The following is a 24094-nucleotide window of genomic DNA, read 5'->3' as shown; positions in this document are numbered from 1 at the left end:
CGAGCCTCCACCCACCGAACCCGCAGCCACCCCCACCGCCGGCCCGCCCACCGGGCCCGCTCCGCGTCCCGCGCCCCGGAGCGTCGTGCACCGCTCAGGCGTCGAGGCCGGCGTCCCGGGCCAGGAGGGCGGCCTGGACGCGGTTCTCGCACCCCAGCTTGGCGAGGATGCGGCTCACGTACGTCTTGACGGTCGCCTCGCTCATGTGGATGCGCTGACCGGCGTCGGCGTTGGACAGGCCCTCCCCCAGCAGGGCCAGCACCTCCCGTTCCCGGTCCGTCAGCACCTCCAGGCGCCGGCGGGCCTCCTCGGCGCGCTGCACCGCGCCGCCCGACGCCAGCGAGTCCACGACGTGCCGGGTGGCCCCCGGGGACAGGTACGCCTCGCCGGACGCCGCCGCCCGCACCGCGCCCAGCAGTTCGGCGGGGGCCGAGTCCTTCAGCAGGAACCCGGAGCTGCCCTCGGTCAGGGCCCGCAGGACGTTCTGCCGCTCGCCGAACGTCGTCAGGATCAGCACGCGGGCGCGGGGAACGGTCCGGTGCAGCTCGGCCAGGGCGGTCAGGCCGTCCATGACCGGCATCTGGAGGTCGAGCAGGACGACGTCGACACCGCGGGTGCGGGCGAGGTCGACCGCCTCACGGCCGTTCGCCGCCTCGGCGACCACCTCGATGTCGTCGGCGGAGGAGAGGATCATCCTGATGCCCGCCCGGATGAGCGGTTCGTCATCGGTGACGAGAACCCTGATCACGACTCCCCCGCGCGGTCCTGTACGGCCCTGCCCATGCCTGCGAACACCGGGACATCATCCCCGATCCCGAGGGGCACCGTCCCGGCCGGTGCCGCCCCCGTGGCCGCTCCTCCCGCCCTCCGTGACCGCCCCCGCCGGTGCCGGGCGCCGAGCGCCGGGCGTGCGGGGGACGTCCCCCGTCCGTCCCGGAGACGGCGGCCCGGGACGGCGCGCCCGCGCGCTACACCGTGACCTCGAAGGACTTTTTCTCGACCAGGACGCCGTCCTTGAAGCAGAACCGGAAGACCGGTTCCTTGTCCCAGTCGTCCGCCACCTCGGTGGAGCGGTAGGTGACGCACCGAGCCCCCTCCGGCTCGGGCGGGGCGCCCTTGTCCAGGCCGTCCATCAGGAAGGAGTCGCCGCTGGGCAGCCGGTCGCGGACCTCGGCCTCGGGCCGGCCGACCTCGACGGCGTCGTACTGCTTCGGCTCGATCATGGACTTCTCCGCCTCCCGGAACAGCAGCACCCCTCCCACGATCACACCGGCCAGCAGCAGCACACCCACCAGGACGGCCACCCCGCAGCCGATGGCGAAGCCCTTGCGTCTCTTGTCCCTGTTCATGGCTCTGGCCAACTCCTTCGGGAGAGCGATCCGTTCGAGAACGCGATCACTCTGACCGAGGGCGCCCGCCGGGCTCTGCCCCCGAAGGTCGTTCACCGGCGCGACGAACGGTGGGACCGGAGCGGGCGGCGGGGACTGCTGGGCGGAGCCGTCGCCCGGCGGGGCGTACGGCAGGACGCCCGCGAGCCGGAAACCGCCGTCCGCCGTGGGCCCCGCGTGGACCATGCCGCCGACCAGCCGGGCCCGCTCCGCCAGCCCGGTCAGGCCCTGGCCGCCGCTCGCCACGCCGTGCGGCGCGGGGCCGCCGGCGGGACCGTTGGCGACCTCGACGACCAGGGAGTCCGGCTCGTACCGCAGGCCGACGGAGATCCGGGCGCCGGGCGCGTGCTTGTGGGCGTTGGTCAGCCCTTCCTGGACCAGCCGGTACGCCGCGTGGCCCGCCGCGGGGCCGAGGGCGCGCGGATCGCCCGTGCACCGCAGCTCCACGACCGCGCCCGCCTTGCGGGAGGACTCCACCAGGCCCTCGATGCCCGCCACCCCGCGGGAGCGCTGCCCGGGGCCCGCCTCCGACGGGTCCGGACCTCCCGGGCCGCCCGCCGGGCCGGTCGGTGCCTCGACGCCGTCGCGCAGCACGCCGACCACGTCGCGCAGTTCGTCCATCGCCGCGGCCGACGCCTCGCGCAGCACGCCCACCGCCTCCCGCTGCCGGTCGGTCAGGTCCCGGTCCACCTCCAGCGCCCCGGTGTGCACCGCGATCAGCGCGAGCTGGTGCCCCAGGCTGTCGTGCATGTCCTGGGCGATGCGCTGCCGCTCCCTTATCCGGGCGTGCTCGGCGATGATCTCCCGCTCACGCAGGAGCTGGGCGTGGTACTCGCCGAGAATGTCCGCCAGGGTCCGGCGCTGCGACAGATAACGTCCGGCCAGGCCCGGCAGCAGGATGAAGCACAGTTGCATCATGGCGCCGAGGGCCACGACCGGCAGGGACAGGCCGGGCACCTCCCACGCGCCGGACGCCAGGGCCAGCACGTACGCGACGGCGAAGACGCCGAAGGTCCGGCGGGCCCCGTCGATGCGCCGCCCGGCCGACCAGGCGGCGACGAGCACCAGCAGGGACATCGCGGGGAGCACGGCGAAGGCGGCGGTGAGCACCAGGACGGTCGCGGGCAGCACCCGGCGCAGCGGTGTCAGCACCACGACCAGCGACGCGGTCGCGACGGTGCGCGGCACCCCGGCGCCGTCGACCAGATCGATGCCGAGCGACATGCCGAGCAGGACCAGGAGGAGCAGGGACTCCCCGACCACGCGCCGGGTGGGCCACATGCCGGGTGCGAACAGCGCCTTCAGCGGCTCGGCCGGGCGCGGCAACCGGCGCCCCGCCGCGTCCGGCACCGGGGCGGCGGATCCGGCGGGCGTCATCGATTCCATGGATTCCATGGATTCCGCGTGTGTCACGGCAGCACGGTAGGGCCTGTCGGCGGTCCGGCGCTGTGACCTTTGGTCGCGGCCCCCGACGACGAAAGTCGCCCGGGGCCCCGGCCCCACCCGTCCCGCGGCCCCGGCCGCCCCGCAGCCCCACCCGTCCCGCAGACCCGGCCGCCCCGCAGCCAGGGTCGCCCTGGCAGTCGGCGGTCCGGGAGCCAGCGGTCCGGAGGCGGTCGCGGGGCGGTGACGGCGGCGGCCCGGAAACCGGCAGGGGCCAAGGGACGGCGGCGCCCCGAGACCCGGCAGCGGTCGGGAACCGGCGGCAGCCGGAGACCCGGCAGCGACCGAGAAACAGCGGCAGTCGAGACCCGGCGGCGGCCAGGAAGACCGCCGCCGCCGGAAAAGCATCCGCCCGGGAACGGAGAGGCGCCCGCCCGGAAAAGCGCCGTACATGGGTGCTCCTACTCAGGCGCCCGGTCGGGCCGGAAGCTAGGCTGCGGCCAACCGCGGAGGGCTCGGCACACGGAGAGGGGGACGGCGGATGCTGCCGGTCGGTGACGGAGGCGCCTTGGAACCACTCGGGCCGGACGACCCCCGGGACATCAGCGGCTACCCGCTCGAAGCCCGTATCGGCGAGGGCGGCATGGGCACCGTCTACCTGTCGCGCACGCGGGGGAACCGCCCGCTCGCGCTGAAGGTGATCCGCCGGGAGTACGCCCGGGACCCGCAGTACCGCCGCCGTTTCGCCCGGGAGGCGCAGGCAGCCCGGAAGGTGGCCGGGTACCACCTGGTCCCGGTGCTGGACTTCGACACCGACGCCGAGCAGCCCTGGATCGCCTCCGCCTACCAGCCGGGACTGCCCCTGGACTGCCTGCTCGACCGGTTCGGCCCGCTGCCCGTCCCGGCCGCCCTCCAGGTCACCGGGTGTCTCGCGCGGGCGCTGCACGCCGTGCACGCCGCCGGGTACGTGCACCGGGACGTCAAGCCCAGCAACGCCCTGATCGGCAGCGACGGGCCGTGGCTGATCGACTTCGGGATCGCCCGCTCCGACGACACCACCAACCTGACGGTGACCGGTGGCATCGTGGGCACGCCCCGCTTCATGTCGCCCGAGCACGCCCGGGGCGAGGAGCCCGGCCCGGCCAGTGACGTCTTCTCGCTGGGTCTGCTGGCCGCCGTCACCGGAACCGGCCGCCACCCCTACGGGGACGGCACCGGCCTCGGGGTCGCCGCGCTGATCGCCGCCACCGACACCGGTCCGCCGGAGCTCGACGGCTACCCCGAGCCGCTGCGGCAGGTCCTGCGGGCCGCCCTGGCGGCGGACCCCGGCAGGCGCCCGGGGGCGGACGAACTGGCGTCGCTCTGCGAGGAGCTGGCCGGCCGGCCGCTGACCGACTTCGGCGACTGGCTGCCCGCGCCCGTGGCCGCGGCGGTGTCCTCCGCGGAGGAGGCGGCAGCCGTCCTCGTCCGACGCCCGCGGCCCCCGTCGGCGGCACCGGCGACCCCGCCCCTCCCCCCGCCGCCCGCCACCCCGTCGGCGGCAGCGGTCGCCGCAGGGGGACCGGCACACCCGCCCGCCCCCGTGCCGGGCCTCGTGCCGGCCGGCGGCTTCGGGCCGCCCCCGTCGATGGGCACGACGCTCCGGTCCGACCCCGCGGCCGGCTCCGGCCGGCGTGCCAAGGTGCTGACCGTCGCGGTCGCGGCCCTCGCCGTGGCGGCGGTGACCGTCGCCGGGACGCTGGCCTGGCGGGCGGACGACGGACACGCACGGGACGACCGGGCGGGCACCGGCACCGAGGCGGACCCCGACCGGACCGCGGGCACCGGCCCCACGGACGCCCCCGGACAGACCGGCGACGGGAAGGACGCCGACGGTGAAGGCGGCGGAGACGGGCAAGGCGGCGACGGCGGTGGCGAACGTCCGGTGCCGTCCGCGCCCGCGGGCTACACCCTGCTGTTCGCGCACAAACCGTTCACCTTCGCGCCGCCGCCGGACGACGACCGGGCCAACCACCTGGACTTCGACGTCCCCCGCTCCACCACCATGGAACGCGGGGCGCTCCCGGGACCGGCCGAACTCGTCTACAACTCCGACGGCTGGCTCGGCAGCATGCTCGTGGTCGTCGGGAAGCGGACGACCGTGTGCACGGAGGAGCAGCAGACGGCCGTGCTGTCGCACCCGCTGCCCGCGGCGGAACTGCGCCTGGGCCGGCAGGTGAAGGTCGGCACCGTCCTGTGCTCCATCACCAGCAACGACAACGTGGCCGAGGCGGAGATCACCGAGATCGTCCCGGGCGACGGCCCCGACGGCCTGCCCACGTACAAGGGGTACGTCACCGCGTGGAAGCGCCCCGACCCGGGGCCGGGCGGCTGACCGCGCTTCCGGCCGGCGGTCGGCCGGTTCAGGCCCCGGCCGGGCCCTGCTCCAGGTAGGCGGTCAGGCTGTCGAGGAGCAGGGTGCTGCCCTGTTCGGCCATGTCCCGCTCCTCGGCCGTGTCGCAGGTCTGACGCAGGACGAGGGTGGTGCGGTGGTCGTCCCGGGCGTCCAGCTCCATGGCCATGGAACTGGGTTCGGCGTTTCCGGGCCGGTCCATCGCGAGGACCAGCACGCGGTGCGGTTCGACCTCCTGGTAGGAGCCGGTCAACGGGACTCGGTCACCGTCCGGGGTGGCCACGGTGGCCTTCCAGGCCCCGCCCGGCCGGACGTCCATCTCGACGCTCCCCGGCACGGCGTAGGCCCACCGCGCGTACGTGTCGGGGGTGGTCCAGGCCCGCCAGACGGTCTCCGCGGGGGCGTCCAGCGTGCGGGTCAGGGCGTAGGAGAAGGGGCCGGTGCGGGGGGTCTGCTCGGTGCTCATGGGTGTCTCCTCGGGCGGCCGTCGGGGTGTCGTCCACGACGGTGGGGTGCGTGGTTCCTGTCGCAGGGTGGACCGCCGCCGGGACCGGAACTCATCGCCCGCCCCGGACATCGCGGGGCCGACGGGGACAGCGCGAGGATGCGGGCCCGGGAGGCGCACGCAGTCGGTACGGACCGGCGCCGGCCGTGCGCTCGAGCCGGCCGTGCGGTCGAGCCGGCCGCCCGTGCTGCCCGTGCCGGGCGGGCCGGATCGCGCCGGACGTGCGGGGCGTGCCGGTTCGTGCCCGCCGCGCCGGCCGGGACCAGTCAGGGCCGGGCCGGTCGAGCCGGGGAGCCGGCGGGGCCGCTCGCGCCGGGCCGGACGGTGTCAGTCCAGTACGTGCCGCAGGTAGGCGCGGGGATCGGCGAGGTAGCGCCGCCAGTGGTCGACGAGGGCGAGGTCCTCCCAGGCGGTGCGGCGCGTGCCGTGGTCGCCGACCTCGACGATGTCGGCGCCCGGCAGCGCGGTCAGCAGGGGCGAGTGGGTCGCGCAGATGATCTGCGCGCCCTGGCGCGCCAACTGGTAGAAGTGGCCCAGCAGTTCGAGACACGAGGAGAAGGAGAGGGCAGCCTCCGGCTCGTCCAGGACGTAGAGGCCCGGGCGCAGGAACTTGTCGCGGAACGCGGCGAGGAAGCCCTCGCCGTGGCTGCGTGCCTCGGGGTCGAGCCCCTCGCGGCCGAGGGCGTCCAGGGCGGTCTCGGCGCGCAGGAAGAAGCCCTGGCGGGCCGACCAGGAGGCGAGCATGCGACGGCCCCGGGGCGCCGCGTCGAAGCGGATGCGCTCACCGAGCGCGGACTTCGTGCGGTGGCTCGCGTAGCGCCACTCGTGGGAGCCGCCCCACGGGCCCAGGCCGAAGCCCTCCGCCAGGGCCTCGACCAACGTGGACTTCCCGGAGCCGTTCTCTCCGACGACGAACGTCACCGGCGCGGTGAACCGGAGCCCGTCGCGCAGCAGTTCGCGTACGCAGGGCACCGACCAGGGCCACTCCGCGCCGTCCTGGCCACCGCCGGACACGTACGCGCGTTCGATGATCACTCGTCGAGTTTCCCACGGCCGCCCGCACCGGGCCCGGAACGGCACGACCGCCCCCCGGCCTCCGACCCGCACCCCACGCCCCGCGCGCACCCCGCACCCCGCACCCCGCACCCCGCACCCCGCACCCGCACCCGCACCCGCACCCGCACCCCGGAGGCTGCCCGCCCGCTACTTCGTCCCCACCGTCCGCAGCACCGTGAGCGCCAGGGTGCGCGCCACCCGGACCGTCTCCCGCAGGGACACGTGCTCGCGCTCGCTGTGCGCGACCGCGATGTCCCCCGGTCCGTACTGGAGCGTCGGGATGCCCGCGCCGGCGTAGAGCCGCAGGTCACTGCCGTAGGCGGCGCCGCGCCGGCGCGGGCGGGGGCCGCCCGTCGCGTCGGCGTGCGCGTCCGCGACGGTGTCCGCGAGCGCGTGGCCCTCGGGCAGCCGGCCGCCGGCGAACTGCCCGCCCGGCCAGGTGACCGTCGCCGGATGCTCGCGCAGCCAGGGGTCCGCGGCACATGCCTCGGCCACGCGGCGCTCCAGGTCGGCGCGGGCGTCCGCCGGGTCCTCGTCGATCCGCACCCCGAGCCGGCCCTCGGCGACCAGCAGATCCGGCACGCTGCTCGCCCAGTCCCCGGCCCGGAGGGTCCCCACGGACACCGCGTACGGGATCGGGTACTCGGCCAGCAGCGGGGAGGGGTCCCGGTTCCGCTCCGTCTCCAGTGCGGCCAGCGCCCGGTGCAGCGGCAGATAGGCGTCGACGGCGCTGACGCCCTGCTCGCGGGAGCTGCCGTGCGCGGCCCTGCCGGGGACGGCCAGCCGGAAGGTGAGGGCGCCCGCGTTGGCGGTGATCAGGGTGCCCGCGGTGGGTTCGGCGATGACGCAGGCGTCACCGCGGTGCCCGCGGCGCAGGGTGCCGAACGTGCCGAGACCGCCGTCCTCCTCGCCGACGACGAAGTGCGCCGCGACCCGGCCGCGCAGCCGGGTGCCGGTCGTCCGTATCGCGGCCAGGGCGGCGAGGTGGGCGGCCAGTCCGGCCTTCATGTCGCAGGCGCCCCGCCCGTGCACGAGGTCCCCCGTCACCCGGGGCACGAACGGGTCGCCCTGCCAGGCGGCCGGGTCGCCCGGCGGGACCACGTCGACGTGGCCCTGGAGGATCAGGGTGGGCCCGTCCCCGCCGTCGGGTGTGGTGCCGACCAGGCCCCACGCCTCCTCGCGGGGCGCCTCGGTGCCCGGGAAGTCCGGGTCGGCGCGGAGCGCGGGCAGGTCCATGGACCACAGGTCCACCTCCATCCCCAGCCACTCCAGCCGCCCGGCCAGCTGGTGCTGGAGCTGCGACTCGGCGGCGCTGCCCGTCACGCTGGGCACCGAGATCAGCTCCATCAGGGTCCGCCCCAGGGCCGCTTCGTCGATCGCCGCCAGCACGGCGGCCTCCTCGTCGGTCAGCACGTGCCGTCCCTCCCCTCCGGGGGCGGCGCACACGGCCCCCGGACGCATACATGCTCGCGAGTGACCGCGGGTACGCGGTGGCGTACTTCACAGCCCGCCGCACCGGAGGCGCGGGCCCGGCCGAGGAGCACCCCGGGTCACCGGCGCGCGGAAGGACGGCCACCGGGCGCCGGGACGCGTCCGGGGCGCCGGAGCCCACCCCGGGGCACGCCGGGGCGGCCGGGTACGGGGGCGCCGGAGCGGCCGGATACGGGGGCCTCACCGGGCCGGGGCGGCCGTCATGGGGGCGTACCGGCCCGGCGCGGCTCCCTCCGGGCCGCGCGACGGTCCTCCCCGGACCGGCGTCGGCCGGACCGGCGTCGGCCGGACCCGCCTCGGCCGGCCCCGCCCGCGGGGACCGCCCCGCTCACTCCTCGCCGTGCGGTCGCACCCCGCCCACGGTGAACCCGGTCACCGTCCCGCCGCCCCGCCGCCGGACCGCGTAGGGGGCGCCGCCGTGGGACAGGGCCACCTCCCGGACGATGGACAGGCCGAGGCCCGAGCCGGGCAGGGACCGGGCGTCGGCCGCGCGGTAGAAGCGGTCGAAGACGTGGAGCAGGTCACCGTCGGCGATGCCCGGCCCCCGGTCGCGCACCTCGACCCGCACGGGACCCGGCCCGCCCCGGCCGCCCTGACCGTCCAGCACGAACGGACCGCCCGGGCCGAACTCGCCATCCGGGCCGAACGGGCCGAACGGGCCGAACGGGGCGAACGGGCTGTCCGGCCCGAACAAGCCGCCCGGTTCGCCCGGTCCGTCCGGTCCATCCGGTCCGTCCGGCCTTTCCGGACCGCGCGCCCCGTCCGGGCCGGTGACCTCGATCTCCACGGGCGCACGGCCGTCCCGGTCGAACTTGACGGCGTTCTCCACCAGGTTGGACAGCGCCCGGGTGAGCATCGCGGGCCGCCCCTCGGTGACGGTGCGGCCGCTCGCGCGGACCACGATCCGTCGGCCGGTGCGCCGCCGGGCCAGAGCCGCCACCTCCTCCGCCACCTCGGCGAGGTCGACCCGCCGGGGCGGCTCGGCGTCGGACTGTCCCGCCGCCAGCTCGACGAGTTCGTTCACCAGGTCGGTCAGTTCGAGGGCCTCCTGGGCGAGGTCGGCGACGAGTTCCTCCCGGGTGCCGGGCGGGAGTTCGTCGACGCGGCGCAGCAGGCTGATGTTGGTGCGCAGGGAGGTCAGTGGGGTGCGCAGTTCGTGGCCGGCGTCCTGGACGAGCCGCCGCTGGTCCTCCTCGGACTGGGCGAGCCTCCCGAGCATCCGGTCGAAGGCACGGCCGAGGCGGCCGACCTCGTCGTGGCCGGTGACGGGCACCTGGATGCCGAGCCGACGGGTGCGGGTCACGTCCTCGGCGGCGCGGGTGAGGACGACGAGCCGCCGGGTGATGCGCCGGGCCAGCCACCAGCCGAACAGTCCGGCGCCGAGCACCACCGCCGCCATCAGCACCAGGGTGCGGCGCTGGAGGGTGCGCAGCAGGTCCTCGGTGTCGCTTGACTCCTGGGCGACCTGCACGGCGCCCCGGCCTCCGCCCAGGGAGACGGTCGCGACCCGGTAGAGGTCGTCGCCGACCCGCACGTCGGCGTGCTCGACGGCGTCCCCGGCGGCGTCGGACCCGGCGACCCGGCGGTCGGCGGCCCCGACCGGCAGGCCGGGATCGCCCGGGTCGAAGACGTCACCGTCCGGTCCGAGGACCTGGACGTCGGTGCGGGCGGGGCGGACGAGGTCGTGGCCGGGGGCGGTGGAGGAGAAGTCCACCGGGGTCATGTGGTTGGCGCGCACCTCGTTGCGCAGGTCCTGCACCACCTCGTGGAACACCGACTGCTGGTCCACGCGGACCAGCCGGGCGGCGGCGGTGTAGGAGAGGAAGCCGATCAGCAGGGTGACGGAGGCGGTCACGGCGGCGAACGCGACGGCGAAGGTGGTCCCCAGCGACAGCAGCCGCGGTCGCAGCGCGCGCCGCCTGGGACGGGAGGGACGGGAGCGGAGGCCGGGCCGGAGGCGGGAAGGGCGGGAGCGGGGGCCGGGCCGGAGGCGCGGCCGGGGGGCCTCCGGCCGGCTCGCGGGACCGGACGGCGGACGGGCCACCGCCCCGGCCGCGGACGCGCCGGGGGCACCGGCCACGCCACCGGCCGCCGAACCGGTCTCGGCGCAGGTCCCGTCACCGGCCACGGCACCGCTCTCCGCACCGGCCACCGGAACCGCCCGGCCTCCTCCCGCCCCTGCCGCCGTCCCCACCCCTGCCCCCGTACAGGAGGCCCCCGCCCCCGTACAGGAGGCCCCCGCCCCCGTACAGGAGGCCCCCGCCCCCGTACAGGAGGCCCCTGTCCCCGCACAGGAAGGCCCGGCCCCAGCGCCTGCCCCCGCCCCCGTGTCCGCCCGGCTGTCGTCCCGCTCCGTCACCGGGGCCTCAGTCCTCCCGCAGCACGTACCCGACACCGCGCACGGTGTGGATCAGCCGCGGGCCGTCCGGCTCGTCCAGTTTGCGGCGCAGGTAGCCGACGTAGACGGCGAGGTTCTTGGAGCCGGGGCCGAAGTCGTAGCCCCAGATGCGGTCGTAGATCGTGGAGTGGTCCAGCACGGTGCCCGCGTTGCGGACCAGCAGTTCCAGCAGTTCGAACTCGGTGCGGGTGAGTTCCAGTTCCCGTCCGCCGCGCCAGGCCCGGCGGGCCCGCGGGTCCACGCGCACCCCGGCCGCCTCGACGAACCGCCCCGCCGCCGGTCCCGGCGAGGGCTCGCGGGCGGGCTCCGGCACCCCGGCCGACACCTCACCCGGGGCGGAGGCGGGGGCGGCGGCCCGGCGCAGCAGGGCGCGGAGGCGGGCGAAGACCTCGTCGACGTCGAACGGCTTGACGACGTAGTCGTCGGCGCCCGCGTCCAGTCCGGCGATGCGGTCGGCGGTCTCCACCAGGGCGGTCAGCATGAGCACCGGGGTGCGGTCGCCCTCGGCGCGCAGGGCCCGGCAGACCTGGAGGCCGTCGATGCCGGGCATCATCACGTCCAGCACGAGGACGTCGGGCCGGCTGCGGTGGGCCTGGGCGAGGGCCTCGACGCCGTCGGCGACCGCGGTGACCCGGTAGCCCTCCAGGGTCAGCGCCCGTTCCAGGGCGTGGCGGATCGCGCGGTCGTCTTCGGCGAGCAGGACGGTGTGCGGCACGAGGTCCAGTGTGCAACGGCTCACGCCTGACCCGGCCCCGGTGGAGGGATCCGGGGCCGGGTGGTCAGGGGGTTCCTCACCCGGTGGGACGCAGCGCGGCGAGCCGCTCCTCGAAGGGCACGACCTCGTCGAACGTGTCCCGCGCGGGCATCGCCCGGCCGCCGGAGACCCCGGTCAGTCCGTCGGAGGCGGGGCCGCCCCCGACGGTGCCGGACGCGGGGCCCGAGCCGTTGTGCGGGGCGGCGTCCGGGGTGGCGTCGGACGCGGTGTCCGGCGCTCCCGGTACGGCGGCCGACGCGGGGGCGGCCAGCGCCACCAGTTCCCGGGCCGCGCGCCCGACGCGCTCGTCCAGTCCCCCGGCGCCCCAGTCCTCCGAGGCCGCGTAGACGCCGGTGGGGACGACGACGGCCTTCAGGTAGGAGAACAGCGGGCGCAGGGCGTGGTCGAGCACCAGCGAGTGGCGGGCGGTGCCGCCGGTCGCCGCGACGAGCACCGGCTTTCCCGCGAGCGCGTCGGGTTCGGAGACGCTCAGCCCGTCGAAGAACGACTTGAACAGGCCGCTGTACGAGGCCGAGAACACCGGCGTCACGACGATCAGCCCGTCGGCCGCCGTCACCGCCTCGTACGCCTCGGACAGGGACCGGCCGGCGAAGCCGTTGGTGAAGGTGTGCGCGATCTCCACGGCGAGGTCGCGCAGTTCGATCACCCGCACCTCCGCCGCGTCCGGCCCGGCGGGGGCCGCGGCGCGCGCGGCGGCGGCCAGGCGGTCGCCGAGGAGCCGCGTGGACGACGGCACGCTCAGTCCCGCCGAGACGACGACGAGCTTCATGCGGGGGTCACCTCCTTGTTCCTGCGGGCGAGCAGCGACGCGTGGGTCGGCGCCTCGGGGGCGTCGGCCGGGCGGTTCTTGGCGAACTCCTCGCGGAGCACCGGCACGACCTCCTCACCCAGCAGGTCGAGCTGCTCCAGCACCGTCTTGAGCGGCAGTCCGGCGTGGTCCATCAGGAAGAGCTGACGCTGGTAGTCACCGGCGTAGTCGCGGAAGGACAGCGTCTTCTCGATCACCTGCTGCGGCGACCCCACGGTCAGCGGCGTCCGCGCGGTGAACTCCTCCAGCGACGGGCCGTGGCCGTAGACGGGTGCGACGTCGAAGTAGGGGCGGAACTCGCGCACCGCGTCCTGCGAGTTCTTCCGCATGAACACCTGGCCGCCGAGGCCGACGATCGCCTGCTCGGGGGTGCCGTGCCCGTAGTGCGCGAACCGGGTCCGGTACAGCTCGACCATCCGCTTGGTGTGGTCGGCCGGCCAGAAGATGTTGTTGTGGAAGAAGCCGTCGCCGTAGTACGCGGCCTGCTCGGCGATCTCCGGCGAGCGGATCGAGCCGTGCCAGACGAACGGCGGGACGTCGTCCAGCGGACGGGGCGTGGAGGTGAAGCCCTGCAGCGGCGTGCGGAACTTGCCCTCCCAGGTGACCACGTCCTCGCGCCACAGGCGGTGCAGGAGGGCGTAGTTCTCGATGGCGAGGTTGATGCCCTGACGGATGTCCTGGCCGAACCACGGGTAGACCGGGCCGGTGTTGCCGCGGCCCATCATCAGGTCCATCCGGCCGTCGGCCAGGTGCTGGAGCATCGCGAAGTCCTCGGCGATCTTCACCGGGTCGTTCGTGGTGATCAGCGTGGTCGACGTGGAGAGGATGAGCCGCTCGGTGCGGGCGGCTATGTAGCCCAGCATGGTCGTGGGGGACGACGGCACGAACGGCGGGTTGTGGTGCTCGCCCGTCGCGAAGACGTCCAGGCCCACCTCCTCCGCCTTCAGCGCGATGGCGACCATGGCCTTGATCCGCTCGCGCTCGGTCGGCGTGCGTCCCGTCGTGGGGTCGGGGGTCACGTCCCCGACGCTGAAGATCCCGAACTGCATCCTGCTCACCCTCCAAGTTGTTTACAGTTCAACTATATCTCGGGAACGGTACGCCCGCACGTCCTATTCCCGCGCTCCCGGAAGCGCGCCTACGGTGCGGACCCGGCCGCCTTCGCCGGGGCGCGGCCGGGTTGCGCGGGCCGGGCGGGCGACCGGGCGGCCCGCGTCCTTGTACGGCCTGGTGGGGCGATCTGTCCGCGTCCCTCGTGCGACGACGTGTCCGTGCCCCTCGGCGGCGATGTGTCCGGCCTCGGCGGCGGCCCCGTACCGGTTGCGCCTCCGTGCGGGCCGTGGCCCCACCCGGGTACCCCACCCACCGGCCGGGGTTCCTCCCCCGTCGACGCCGTGTCTCCCCACCGGGCCCCCGGCCCTGCCCCCACCGAGCCCCGGCCCCCACCTGCCCCGACGCAGCCGGGCGGCGGCCTCCCCTCCCCACGCCCACGACCGCGGCCGGGCGGCGGCGCCCATCAGCCCCACGCCCCCGACCTCAGCCGCAGCGCCTGCCCGCCCCCGAACCGCAGCCGATCGGCGCCTGCTCCTCCCCCTACCGCCCCCCTACCCCTCCCCCGACCGCAGCCGGGCGGCCCGCGTCGCGGCGAAGTCACTCGCGCGTCCCAGCAGCTCCACGAAGCCGGCGAGCCGGTCGTCGTCGAGGTCGTCGAAGAGGGCGACCCAGTTCCCGCCGACGCCGTCCCACGCCCGGCGGAACGCGTCGGCCCGCTCCGGTACCGCCGACACCAGCACGCGCCGCCGGTCGGCGGGGTCGCCCTCGCGCACCACGTACCCGGCCCGCTCCAGCCGGTCCACCAGCCGGGTCGCCGCGCCCGTCGACAGCCCTGTCAGCCCGGCGATCCGGCCGGTCGTCACCGGACGGCCCTCCAGGGTCAGCAGGTTCAGGCACTGCAGGTCGGTGGGGTGCAGCCCGAGCCGGTCGGCGACGGCCTGGTTGAGCAGCACGTAGGCGGCCATGTGGCGCCGGGACACCACGGCCAGCTCCGCCAGCAGCCGCTCCCGCGCGGCTCGCCCCGACATGCCCCGCCCGTCCGTCCCGCTCAGAAGTGGTACTCGTCCCCGGTGTCCAGCACCAGGACCCGTTGCCGGTCGTTCAGCCGGTTGCGGTCGAGCGCGCCGCCGCTCCACACCGTGTCCACCTCGACGAACACCTCCGACGGCGCCCCCTCCAGCCGCACCCGCACCTCGATCCGCTCCCCCGCACCGTCCACGGCCAGCGCGCCCGTGCGGCACAGCACCGCCCGCCCGCCCGAACGGGCGCAGCCCGGCGGCAGCCCCGGCTGCTCGTCGGCGAGCGGCTGCGACCACCGGAGCCGCACCGTCGCGTCGGCGACCGCCGACGGCCCGTGGTTCACCGGCACCAGCCGCACGTCGGTCTCCCCCGCGGTCAGCGTCGCGACACCGTGGTACGCCAGGTCCGCCTCGGCGCGGTCCAGCGCCGTCGCCCCGGCGGCCGTCCCGGCGGTCAGCGCGAGGACCGCCGCCCCCGCCCCGAGGACGCGCGCCGCCCGGCGCCCCGCCCCCGGCGCCCCGGCCCGCACCCGCGCCCTGCACCGCCCCGCACCGCCGCGCTCCCGTACGCCCTGCTCACGCCCGACCGGACACCCCATGCCGCCACCCGCTCCCGCTCCACAACGCACCGACTCACCGAACCCACGAACTCACGAACTGACAGACTCACGCACTCACGCACTCACCGTGATCGTGTGGATGTATCCCCCGCGCGGCTCCGCGCAGGCGCCGTCCAACAGGTGACACGCCCCGCCCGCCGGACGGGCTTCGGACGGGCTCCGGAACGGCGCGCCGGGCACCCGTCAGGCCCCGCCGTGCCGCATGCGAAGCTGCCCGCATGCTGATCCTCCGCTCCGCCGCCCTGTTCGTCCTCGCCGCCGTCCTGGAGATCGGCGGCGCCTGGCTGGTCTGGCAGGGCGTACGGGAACAGCGCGGGTGGATGTGGGCCACCGGCGGCGTCCTCGCGCTCGGCGCCTACGGCTTCGTCGCCACCTTCCAGCCCGACGCCCACTTCGGGCGCGTCCTCGCCGCCTACGGCGGGATCTTCGTCGCCGGGTCGATCCTCTGGGGCGCGCTCGCGGACGGCTACCGCCCGGACCGGTACGACATCACCGGTGCCCTGATCTGCCTCGCCGGGATGGCCGTCATCATGTGGGCGCCCCGCAACGGCGGGTGAGTCACCAGGGAGAGCGACCGCAGGGGGCCGACGGAGCCCGGCCGCCCGCTCCCGCGCTCCCCCGCGGTGCCGCGCGGGCAGCCGCACGCGACGGCGCGCAACCGCGCCCGCCCGAGTCGGCCCCTGCCGGCCACCGCCGCCGCCCCGCCCCCGCCCACGGACCCCGTCTACGCTGGGCGCCGACCACCCGCACCGGCCGGTGGCGCCCCCGGCACCGGGGGCGGGCCCGGCCGCGCCGGGCCCGTCGTCCGGCCCGGCCCGTCCCGACCCGAGGAGCGCCCATGCCCAGCCCCGCCGCCGTACCGCCCGCCGCGTCCCGGATCGCCGTCGTCACCGGAGCGAGCAGCGGCATCGGGGCCGCCACGGCGCGCGGACTGGCCGAGGCCGGGTACCGCGTCGTCCTCACGGCACGCCGCAAGGACCGCATCGAGGCGCTCGCCGAGGAGCTGACGGCGGCCGGCCACTCGGCGACGGCGTATCCGCTGGACGTCACCGACCGGGCCGCGGTCGACGAGTTCGCGACCGCCTTCCGCACGGTCGGCGTGCTGGTCAACAACGCCGGCGGCGCGCTGGGCGCCGACCCGGTGGCGACCGGCGACCCGGACGACTGGCGCCGGATGTACGAGACCAACGTCATCGGCACCCTCCACCTCACCCAGGCGCTGCTGCCCAAGCTGGAGGCGAGCGGCGACGGCACCGTCGTGATCGTGTCGTCCACGGCGGGCTTCGCCACCTACGAGGGCGGCGCGGGCTACGTGGCGGCCAAGCACGCCGAGCACGTCCTCGCCGAGACGCTGCGCCTGGAGATCGTCGGCCGCCCGGTGCGCGTCGTCGAGATCGCGCCCGGCATGGTGAAGACCGACGAGTTCGCGCTCACCCGCTTCGGCGGGGACCCGGAGAAGGCGGCCAAGGTCTACGAGGGCGTCGCCGAGCCCCTGACCGCCGCCGACGTGGCCGACACCATCACCTGGGCGGTGACCCGGCCCAGCCACGTCAACATCGACCTGCTGGTGGTCCGCCCCCGCGCCCAGGCGTCCAACACCAAGGTCCACCGCGAGCGCCCCTGACCCGGCTCCTCCGGCACGAGCACGCCCCACCCACCACGGGCACGACACCGGGGGCCGGGGCCGGGCAGCCCCCCGCGCCGCCCGGCCCCGGCCCCCGCCGTGTCCCCGCCGTCCGCTGCCGTCCGGTCCCGCCCAGTCCTGCCCGCTGCCGTCCGGCCCCGCCCAGTCCCGCCCAGCCCAGCCCAGCCCAGCCCAGCCCTCGCACCGTCCCGCACCGTCCCGACGTCCGTCAGCCCTTCACGCACACCACCTGCTTGAGCTTGGCGACGACCTCCACCAGGTCCCGCTGCTGCTCGATGACCTGCTCGATCGGCTTGTAGGCGCCCGGGATCTCGTCCACGACACCGGAGTCCTTGCGGCACTCCACGCCCCGCGTCTGCTCCTCCAGGTCCCTGGCGGTGAAGCGCCGCTTCGCCGCGCTGCGGCTCATCCGCCGCCCGGCGCCGTGCGACGCCGAGTTGAAGGAGTGGACGTTGCCGAGCCCCCTGACGATGTACGAGCCGGTGCCCATGGAACCCGGGATGATCCCGTACTCGCCGGAGCCCGCGCGGATCGCGCCCTTGCGGGTGACGAGCAGGTCCATACCGTCGTAGCGCTCCTCGGCCACGTAGTTGTGGTGCGCGCTGATCTCCCGCTCGAAGACCGGCTTGGCCTTCCTGAACTCCTTGCGCACCACGTCCTTCAGGAGCGCCATCATCAGGGAACGGTTGTACCTCGCGTACTCCTGCGCCCAGAACAGGTCGTTGCGGTAGGCCGCCATCTGCGAGGTGTCCGCCACGAACACGGCCAGGTCCCGGTCCACCAGGCCCTGGTTGTGCGGCAACTCCCGCGCGACACCGATGTGGTGCTCGGCGAGCTCCTTGCCGATGTTGCGGGAACCGGAGTGCAGCATCAGCCAGACGGCGCCCTCCGTGTCCGTGCACACCTCGACGAAGTGGTTGCCGCCGCCGAGCGTGCCCATCTGCTTGGTGGCACGCTCCCGGCGGAAGCGCACCGCGTCCGCGACGCCCCCGAAGCGGCTCCAGAAGTCGTCCCACCCGGCGGTCGCGAAGCCGTGCAGGCGGCCGGGGTCCACGGCCTCGTCGTGCATGCCGCGGCCCACCGGGATGGCCTGCTCGATCCTCGACCGCAGCCGGGACAGATCACCGGGCAGGTCGTCGGCGGTGAGGGAGGTCCGCACCGCCGACATCCCGCAGCCGATGTCGACCCCGACCGCGGCCGGGCACACCGCACCGCGCATGGCGATGACCGACCCGACCGTCGCGCCCTTGCCGTAGTGCACGTCGGGCATCACGGCGAGCCCCTTGATCCAGGGCAGGGTGGCGACGTTCCGCAGCTGCTGGAGCGCGCCCTCCTCCACCGTCGCGGGGTCCGCCCACATCCGGATCGGTACCTTCGCGCCCGGCAGTTCCACGTACGACATTTCGCCCTCATTCCCCCGGATCATCACAGAAGCATCGAAACGCAAAACCGGCGCCAAGGTCACGGAAAAGGGATGACGGACCGGCGTCCACGGCAGTGCGTGCGATACACATTGTCTCCAGCGGACACCCCGGCCCGGCAACCGAAATACCGGCCGCGGCGCCAGGGGGGACACCGCGAGGCAAGGCGGGCACCGCCCGCGCCACTCACCCGAGAGGAGCCCGACCGTGCAGCGCAGGGCGTACGTATCCGGCGCCGCCGCTCTCCTCGCGGCCCTGCTGGCCGGGTGCACCGGCGGCTCGGGGGACGGGGCGCAGTCCGACAACTCCAACCCCGGTGAACCGGGCACCGCGTCGCAGGCGGCGCAGCCGGGCCGGTACGCCACGCTGCCCGAGCCGTGCGGCACGATCGGCGCCAAGGAGCTGGAGGAACTGCTGCCGGGGCTGCGCCAGTTGACCGACCCGGCGCAGCGACGGAAGGCGTACGCGGGCGAGGCGACGCTGACCTACGACACCGACCGCAAGGTGGGCTGCCGCTGGAAGGTGGAGTCGGCCGACGCCACCGACCACCTGATGGTCGACTTCGAGCGGGTCGTGTCGTACGACAACAGCGTCAGCGACGACAGCCGGGCCGAGACGCTCTTCGCGTCGAAGCGGGCGGCGGCCCAGCTGCCTCAGCCGTCGGCCACCGGCTCCGGCGCCGCCGGTGACGGGGCGTCGGAGGACCCGGACGCCGACGCCCCCTCCTCCACTTCGCCCCCTTCGCCCCGTTCCTCCTCATCCACCGATCCATCCAGCTCGTCCGACTCGTCCGACTCGTCGAACTCGTCCGGGTCCGACGACTCCTCGGCGTCCTCCTCCTCTTCCTCTTCCCCTTCCTCGTCCCCGTCCTCGGGCGGGACGGGCCCGTCCGCGTCGGCGTCCGACGCCGACCTGCGCCCGCGGGTGCTGGAGGACCTGGGCGACGAGGCGTTCCTCGACGACGTGCTCAGCAGCTCCGGTTCGACGGCCAAGGAGCGGACGGTGACTGTGGCGTTCCGCACGTCCAACGTCATCGTGACCGTCCAGTACGCCGAGCAGCCCGCCGCCGTCGGCGTCGAGCCGGACAGCGAGGAAATGCAGGACAGGGCCCGGGAACTGGCCTCCCGGCTGGCCGAGTCCCTGGGCGGCTGAGGCCCGTTCGGGCACCCTTCGCCGTACGGCGCCAACCCCGTGAAGCAGGACCGCGCGGAGGACATACCGCGTACCGTGACCCCTCGGACCCGATCCGGACCGGACCGCAGGGAACACGAACGTCATGAGCGTCATGAGTGAAGGAACCATGCAGCGACGAGTACAGCGAGACCAGCACGGCCTGGGAGGAGCACCCACGGCGTCCCGGCGGAGCGGGAGAGCACGCCTCTCCCGGAGCCTGGTCGCCGCCGCGGCCCTCCCCGTGATGCTGGTCGCCGCCGGCTGCTCCTCGGACTCCGGCTCCGACGGCGGTGAGGACCCGAAGGCGTCCGGCGCCTCCGCGTCGGCGTCCGCCTCCCCGTCCCCGACGGTGCGGGCGGCCGTGTTCGAGCAGCTGCCCGAGGACCCCTGCAAGGTCCTGCCGAAGAAGACCCTCAAGGACCTGGTGCCCGAGGCCGAGGGCGGCAAGGAGGGCGCGTCGGACGACATCGCGAAGCGGACCAGCTGCTCCTGGGACAGCCTGGACAGCAACGGCGTCAAGGGCTCGCAGTACCGCTGGCTGAACGTCTCGCTGCTGCGCTACGACTCGGACGTCACGCGCGGCGCGGGCGACGAACTCGCCCAGAAGTACTACGACAAGCAGGTCGAGGACGCGCAGGGCACCGAGGGCGCGAAGGGCGTCAAGGCCGAGCCGGTCGAGGGCCTGGGCGACGAGGCGACCGCCGTGCACTACGAGCTGAAGAAGAAGGAAGGCACCTTCCAGCAGCAGACGGTCGTGGTGCGCACCGAGAACGTGGTGGTGACCGTCGACTACAACGGTGCCGGTTTCGCGGGGGACAAGACCCCGAAGGCCGACGGTCTGATGAAGAAGGCGAAGAAGGCCGCCGAGGACGCGGTCGCCTCGGTGTCCGAGGCCAACGGCAAGGGCGCGTCGGCGTCCTCGTCCGGGTCCCCGGGCCCGGACACGTCCTCCGACTCCTCGAAGGACTCCAAGGGGTCGGAGGAGTCGAAGACGTCCGATGCCTCCGATTCCAAGGCGTCCAAGGCGTCGGACAAGGACTGATCCGGAGCACGACCGGGGCTCGCGCCTCGGTCCCGGCCCGCGCCCCGGCAGCGCCCCGGTAGGGGTCCGGCGGACCCCGGGGCCCGAGGCAGGGTCCGGGTCCGCCCGGCCGGCCGGGCCGCGGGCCGGACCGGGGCACGAGCCCCGGTCCCGAAGCCCCCGTCCGGGGCCCGGCCCCGTGCCCGATCCCACGACGAAGCGGAACCGGCCACTCGTCTCCCGCACACATGTGCCACTCTGTTGCGCGCAACCAGACGCAAAGGGAGGGGAGTACGGGTGGCCGCGCCAATGCAGCTGACACGGACGCACCGCATACTCATCGGCGTGGTCGTCACCGGTGCGGTCATCATCGCCGGGATCGGCTTCGCCGGTTCGTACGCGGCGGTCCGTGAACTGGCCCTGCAGAAGGGCTTCGGGGACTTCAGTTACGTCTTCCCCATCGGTATCGACGCCGGTATCTGCGTCCTGCTCGCCCTGGACCTGCTGCTGACCTGGATCCGCATCCCGTTCCCGCTGCTGCGGCAGACGGCGTGGCTGCTGACGGCCGCCACGATCGCCTTCAACGGCGCGGCGGCCTGGCCGGACCCGCTGGGCGTGGGCATGCACGGGGTCATCCCGGTGCTGTTCGTGGTCTCGGTGGAGGCCGCGCGGCACGCGATCGGCCGGATCGCCGACATCACGGCCGACAAGCACATGGAGGGCGTCCGCCTCACCCGCTGGATGCTGTCGCCGGTGCCCACCTTCCTGCTGTGGCGCCGGATGAAGCTGTGGGAGCTGCGCTCCTACGAGCAGGTGATCAAGCTGGAGCAGGAGCGGCTGGTGTACCAGGCGCGGCTGCGGTCGCGCTTCGGCCGGGCCTGGCGCCGCAAGGCACCGGTGGAGTCGCTGATGCCGCTGCGGCTGGCCAAGTACGGTGTCCCGCTCGCCGAGACGGCCCCGGCGGGCCTGGCGGCGGCGGGCATCGAACCGGCGCTGATCCCGCCGGCGCCCCGCACGGAGGTCACCGGGGCCGGCCGGAACGCGTCCCCCGCCGAGGTGGGCGCCGCACCGGCCGCGGGCGAGCAGCGGCTGGAGCTGGAGGGCCACCGCGCGGGCGGGTTCCCGGACGGCACCGGCGTGGAGGCGTACGCCGGGCAGGCGGCCGGGGCCGGGAACGCCCCGGCCCGTCCCGGCGCCCCCACCGCCCCGTACGGCCCCGGCCCCGCCGGCTCCCGGGCGCCCCAGGGCCCCGCCGGTCCAGACGGCCCCTCAGGTCCCGCCGACCCCGCCGGTGAGGACCAGAGCCCCTGGTTCAACACCCCCCGGCACATCGAGTACCAGGGCGGCTACGACCCCACGTACGACCCGGCCGAGCAGTACGCCCAGTGGTACGAGGAGCAGCAGCAGGCCGACCAGTACCGGGACCAGTACGAGGAGGAGCCGCCGCTCCAGGAACCCTCGCCGGAGGAGACCGGCAGCTTCCCCATCCCGGTGGTGCCGGGCGGGCGCACCCGGGAGCTGGGCGAGGGCAGCGGCCCGCAGCAGGTCCGGCAACAGGACCAGGGACAGAGGCAGAACCAGGGTCAGGACGAGGACCAGGACCGTCAGCAGCCCCAGGGGCCCCAGCAGGGCCAGGAGCCGCAGGAACCCGACGAGGAGGGCTTCTACCAGGTCTTCAAGCAGTCGATCAACGACAGCTTCCCCACCCCGCGCGAGTTCGGCGAGAACATCCAGGCGACGTACGGCACGTCCCTCACCGACGCCGAGGCCAAGCGCATGGTGACCCGCTTCTCCAACCGCTTCAACGCGGAGCTGGAGGAGAACCACATCGCCTGACCCGGCACCCGCGGGGACCGCGAGGCCGCGGCACGGCGGGAGCGCGACACCGCGACACGAGGAGGGGGCGCCCGCACCGGGCGCCCCCTCCTCGTCGTACGACAGCCGACGGGCCGGAGCCCTGGCCTGGCGGCCCCTACTCCCCGAGCAGCGCCCGCACCCGGTCCTGGCCCACCGCGAGGAGCAGCGTGGGCAGGCGCGGGCCGGTGTCGCGGCCGACGAGCAGGTGGTAGAGCAGCGCGAAGAACGAGCGCTGCGCCGTCTTGATCTCCGGCGGCAGTTCCTTCGGCGTGGCGTCGGCGGAGAACCCGGCCTGGACCTTCGGCACCCCGTAGACGAGGTGGGTCAGGCCGTCCAGGGACCAGTGGTCGGCCAGGCCGTCCAGCAGCAGCCGCAGGGACTGCCGGGCCTGCTCGTCGAGCGACTTCAGCAGCTCGCCGTCGGGCTCCGAGCGGACGATGGTGCGCTGGTCGGCGGGGACGTGGGTGTTGATCCACTCCTCGGCCCGGTCGTAGCGCGGGCGGGCCTCGTCGAGGGAGGCCAGCGGGTGGGCCGGGTCGAGGTCGTTCAGGATGCGCAGCGCCTGGTCCTCGTGGCCGGCGGTGATGTCGGCGACGGAGGCCAGCGTGCGGTACGGCAGCGGCCGGGGCGTGCGGGGCAGCTCACCGGCGGCGGTGCCGACGGCACGGGCGTGCGCGGCGACGTCGCCCGGCAGGGCGGCACCCTCGGCGACCTTGGCGTCGAGCCGGTCCCACTCGTCGTAGAGGCGCTGGATCTCCTGGTCGAAGGCGATCTTGAAGGACTGGTTGGGCTTGCGCCGGGCGTAGAGCCAGCGCAGCAGCTGCGGCTCCATGATCCTCAGCGCGTCGGCCGGGGTGGGCACGCCGCCCTTGGAGGACGACATCTTGGCCATGCCGCTGATGCCGACGAAGGCGTACATCGGGCCGATCGGCTGCTCGCCGCCGAAGATCCCGACGATCTGTCCGCCCACCTGGAAGGACGAGCCCGGCGAGGAGTGGTCGACACCGCTGGGCTCGAAGATCACGCCCTCGTAGGCCCAGCGCATGGGCCAGTCGACCTTCCACACCAGCTTGCCGCGGTTGAACTCGCTGAGCCGGACGGTCTCCGAGAAGCCGCACGCGGTGCAGGCGTAGGTCAGCTCGGTGGAGTCGTCGTCGTAGGCGGTGACGGTGGTGAGGTCCTTGCCGCAGTTGCCGCAGTACGGCTTGTACGGGAAGTAGCCGGCGGAACCGGAGCTGCCGTCGTCCTCGGCGGCAGCTCCGGAGCCCTCGGCGGCCTCCAGCTCGGCCTCGTCGACCGGCTTCTGCTGCTGCTTCTTCGGCGGGGCCTTCTTGGTGCGGTACTGGTCGAGGATCGCGTCGATGTCGCCGCGGTGCTTCATGGCGTGCAGGATCTGCTCGCGGTAGGCGCCCGAGGTGTACTGCTCGGTCTGGCTGATGCCGTCGAACTCGACGCCCAGCGCGGCGAGCGACTCGATCATCGCGGCCTTGAAGTGCTCCGCCCAGTTCGGGTGCGGGGAGCCCTTCGGCGCGGGCACGGAGGTGAGCGGCTTGCCGATGTGCTCCGCCCAGGTCTCGTCGATGCCGGGAACGCCGGCCGGGACCTTGCGGTACCGGTCGTAGTCGTCCCAGGAGATCAGGTGCCGGACATCGCGGCCCCGGCGGCGGATCTCGTCGGCGACGAGGTGCGGGGTCATGACCTCCCGCAGGTTGCCCAGGTGGATGGGGCCCGACGGAGAGAGCCCGGACGCGACGACGACCGGTTTGCCCGGGGCCCGACGCTCCGACTCGGCGATGACGTCATCCGCGAAGCGGGAGACCCAGTCGGTGGTCTCGGTGCTCTGAGCCACGATCGGCACGTCCTCTTTCCTAGGTTCCTGAGGTGTTTCCTGAGGTTTCTCGGGATTCTTCAGGGGTTCTCGGGGTCTGCTCACGTGTGCGGGAGTCGCCCGACCTCGCCCCGGTCCTCTCCTGAGCCGCCCGGCGCTTCCGCGCGCCCGGCCGCCCCATTCTCCCAGGACGGCCCGCATCCGCGAAAACCGCTTTTCACCGCGTGGGATACTCGGCTTCCGTAGATGTCAGCGAACCCG

Annotated in this window: 19 protein-coding genes; 6 read left to right on the top strand and 13 right to left on the bottom strand. The window is 74.9% G+C overall.

The genetic code is table 11. From position 1 onward, the window contains the following. Positions 1-94 precede the first annotated feature (94 nt). Positions 95-748 carry a response regulator gene (locus AC02VZ_RS22155; RefSeq protein WP_476476211.1) on the bottom strand — a complete coding sequence of 218 codons (654 nt, stop codon included), beginning with the start codon at positions 746-748 and terminating at the stop codon, positions 95-97. Between the two features lie 220 nt (positions 749-968). Continuing rightward, positions 969-2669: a sensor histidine kinase gene (locus AC02VZ_RS22150; RefSeq protein ID WP_476476225.1), complete on the bottom strand. Its 1701-nt coding sequence runs from the start codon at positions 2667-2669 to the stop codon at positions 969-971. A gap of 670 nt (positions 2670-3339) precedes the next feature. Here AC02VZ_RS22150 and AC02VZ_RS22145 point away from each other — a divergent pair. Next, a complete protein-coding gene (locus tag AC02VZ_RS22145; RefSeq protein WP_476476210.1) occupies positions 3340-5145 on the top strand; it encodes a serine/threonine-protein kinase in 1806 nt (601 codons plus the stop codon). Between the two features lie 28 nt (positions 5146-5173). Here AC02VZ_RS22145 and AC02VZ_RS22140 read toward each other — a convergent pair whose 3' ends face one another. The 9 genes from AC02VZ_RS22140 to AC02VZ_RS22100 form a co-directional block, all read right to left on the bottom strand. After that, a complete protein-coding gene (locus AC02VZ_RS22140; protein WP_432058254.1) occupies positions 5174-5629 on the bottom strand; it encodes an SRPBCC family protein in 456 nt (151 codons plus the stop codon). A gap of 366 nt (positions 5630-5995) precedes the next feature. Then, positions 5996-6703 (bottom strand): AAA family ATPase, encoded by a 708-nt coding sequence (locus AC02VZ_RS22135; RefSeq protein ID WP_432058253.1) that lies wholly within the window; start codon positions 6701-6703, stop codon positions 5996-5998. A gap of 168 nt (positions 6704-6871) precedes the next feature. Beyond that, entirely contained in the window at positions 6872-8137 is a 1266-nt protein-coding gene (locus tag AC02VZ_RS22130) for an ArgE/DapE family deacylase (RefSeq protein WP_476476209.1), read from the bottom strand. Between the two features lie 406 nt (positions 8138-8543). Further along, positions 8544-10124, bottom strand: a complete 1581-nt coding sequence (locus tag AC02VZ_RS22125; protein WP_476476224.1) for a HAMP domain-containing sensor histidine kinase — start codon at positions 10122-10124, stop codon at positions 8544-8546. Positions 10125-10581: 457 nt separating this feature from the next. Further along, a complete protein-coding gene (locus AC02VZ_RS22120; RefSeq protein WP_432058251.1) occupies positions 10582-11328 on the bottom strand; it encodes a response regulator transcription factor in 747 nt (248 codons plus the stop codon). A 76-nt stretch (positions 11329-11404) separates the two neighbouring features. Further along, positions 11405-12157: a CE1759 family FMN reductase gene (locus AC02VZ_RS22115; RefSeq protein WP_432058250.1), complete on the bottom strand. Its 753-nt coding sequence runs from the start codon at positions 12155-12157 to the stop codon at positions 11405-11407. Further along, positions 12154-13245, bottom strand: a complete 1092-nt coding sequence (locus AC02VZ_RS22110; RefSeq protein ID WP_432058249.1) for an LLM class flavin-dependent oxidoreductase — start codon at positions 13243-13245, stop codon at positions 12154-12156. The genes AC02VZ_RS22115 and AC02VZ_RS22110 overlap by 4 nt, the downstream gene beginning before the upstream one ends. Positions 13246-13800: 555 nt before the next feature. Further along, a complete protein-coding gene (locus AC02VZ_RS22105; protein ID WP_432058248.1) occupies positions 13801-14277 on the bottom strand; it encodes a MarR family winged helix-turn-helix transcriptional regulator in 477 nt (158 codons plus the stop codon). A gap of 20 nt (positions 14278-14297) precedes the next feature. Continuing rightward, entirely contained in the window at positions 14298-14867 is a 570-nt protein-coding gene (locus AC02VZ_RS22100; RefSeq protein ID WP_432058247.1) for a hypothetical protein, read from the bottom strand. A 239-nt stretch (positions 14868-15106) separates the two neighbouring features. Here AC02VZ_RS22100 and AC02VZ_RS22095 point away from each other — a divergent pair, with 239 nt between their 5' ends. Then, on the top strand, positions 15107-15445 hold the full coding sequence (locus AC02VZ_RS22095) for a YnfA family protein (RefSeq protein WP_432058246.1): 339 nt from the start codon (positions 15107-15109) through the stop codon (positions 15443-15445). Positions 15446-15726: 281 nt separating this feature from the next. After that, the gene (locus tag AC02VZ_RS22090; protein WP_432058245.1) at positions 15727-16512 is read left to right on the top strand and encodes an SDR family NAD(P)-dependent oxidoreductase; all 786 of its coding nucleotides are present in this window, start codon (positions 15727-15729) and stop codon (positions 16510-16512) included. Between the two features lie 229 nt (positions 16513-16741). On the opposite strand, the gene AC02VZ_RS22085 is transcribed toward AC02VZ_RS22090, so the two are convergent. Next, positions 16742-17935, bottom strand: coding sequence for an RtcB family protein (locus tag AC02VZ_RS22085; RefSeq protein WP_476476208.1), 1194 nt, complete (start codon positions 17933-17935; stop codon positions 16742-16744). 226 nt (positions 17936-18161) lie between these two features. On the opposite strand from AC02VZ_RS22085, the gene AC02VZ_RS22080 reads away from it, so the two are divergent. The 3 genes from AC02VZ_RS22080 to AC02VZ_RS22070 all read left to right on the top strand — a co-directional run bounded on the left by AC02VZ_RS22080 (position 18162) and on the right by AC02VZ_RS22070 (position 21984). Beyond that, on the top strand, positions 18162-19106 hold the full coding sequence (locus tag AC02VZ_RS22080; RefSeq protein WP_476476207.1) for a DUF3558 domain-containing protein: 945 nt from the start codon (positions 18162-18164) through the stop codon (positions 19104-19106). A gap of 148 nt (positions 19107-19254) precedes the next feature. Beyond that, positions 19255-20169, top strand: a complete 915-nt coding sequence (locus AC02VZ_RS22075) for a DUF3558 family protein (RefSeq protein ID WP_476476206.1) — start codon at positions 19255-19257, stop codon at positions 20167-20169. 276 nt (positions 20170-20445) lie between these two features. Continuing rightward, on the top strand, positions 20446-21984 hold the full coding sequence (locus tag AC02VZ_RS22070) for a DUF2637 domain-containing protein (protein ID WP_476476205.1): 1539 nt from the start codon (positions 20446-20448) through the stop codon (positions 21982-21984). Between the two features lie 136 nt (positions 21985-22120). Here AC02VZ_RS22070 and lysS read toward each other — a convergent pair whose 3' ends face one another. After that, positions 22121-23863, bottom strand: coding sequence for a lysine--tRNA ligase (lysS, locus tag AC02VZ_RS22065; protein ID WP_476476204.1), 1743 nt, complete (start codon positions 23861-23863; stop codon positions 22121-22123). Positions 23864-24094 lie beyond the last annotated feature (231 nt).

The organism is Streptomyces sp. 3-6 (assembly GCF_056323165.1).
This window is presented reverse-complemented; position numbering and strand designations above follow the sequence as displayed.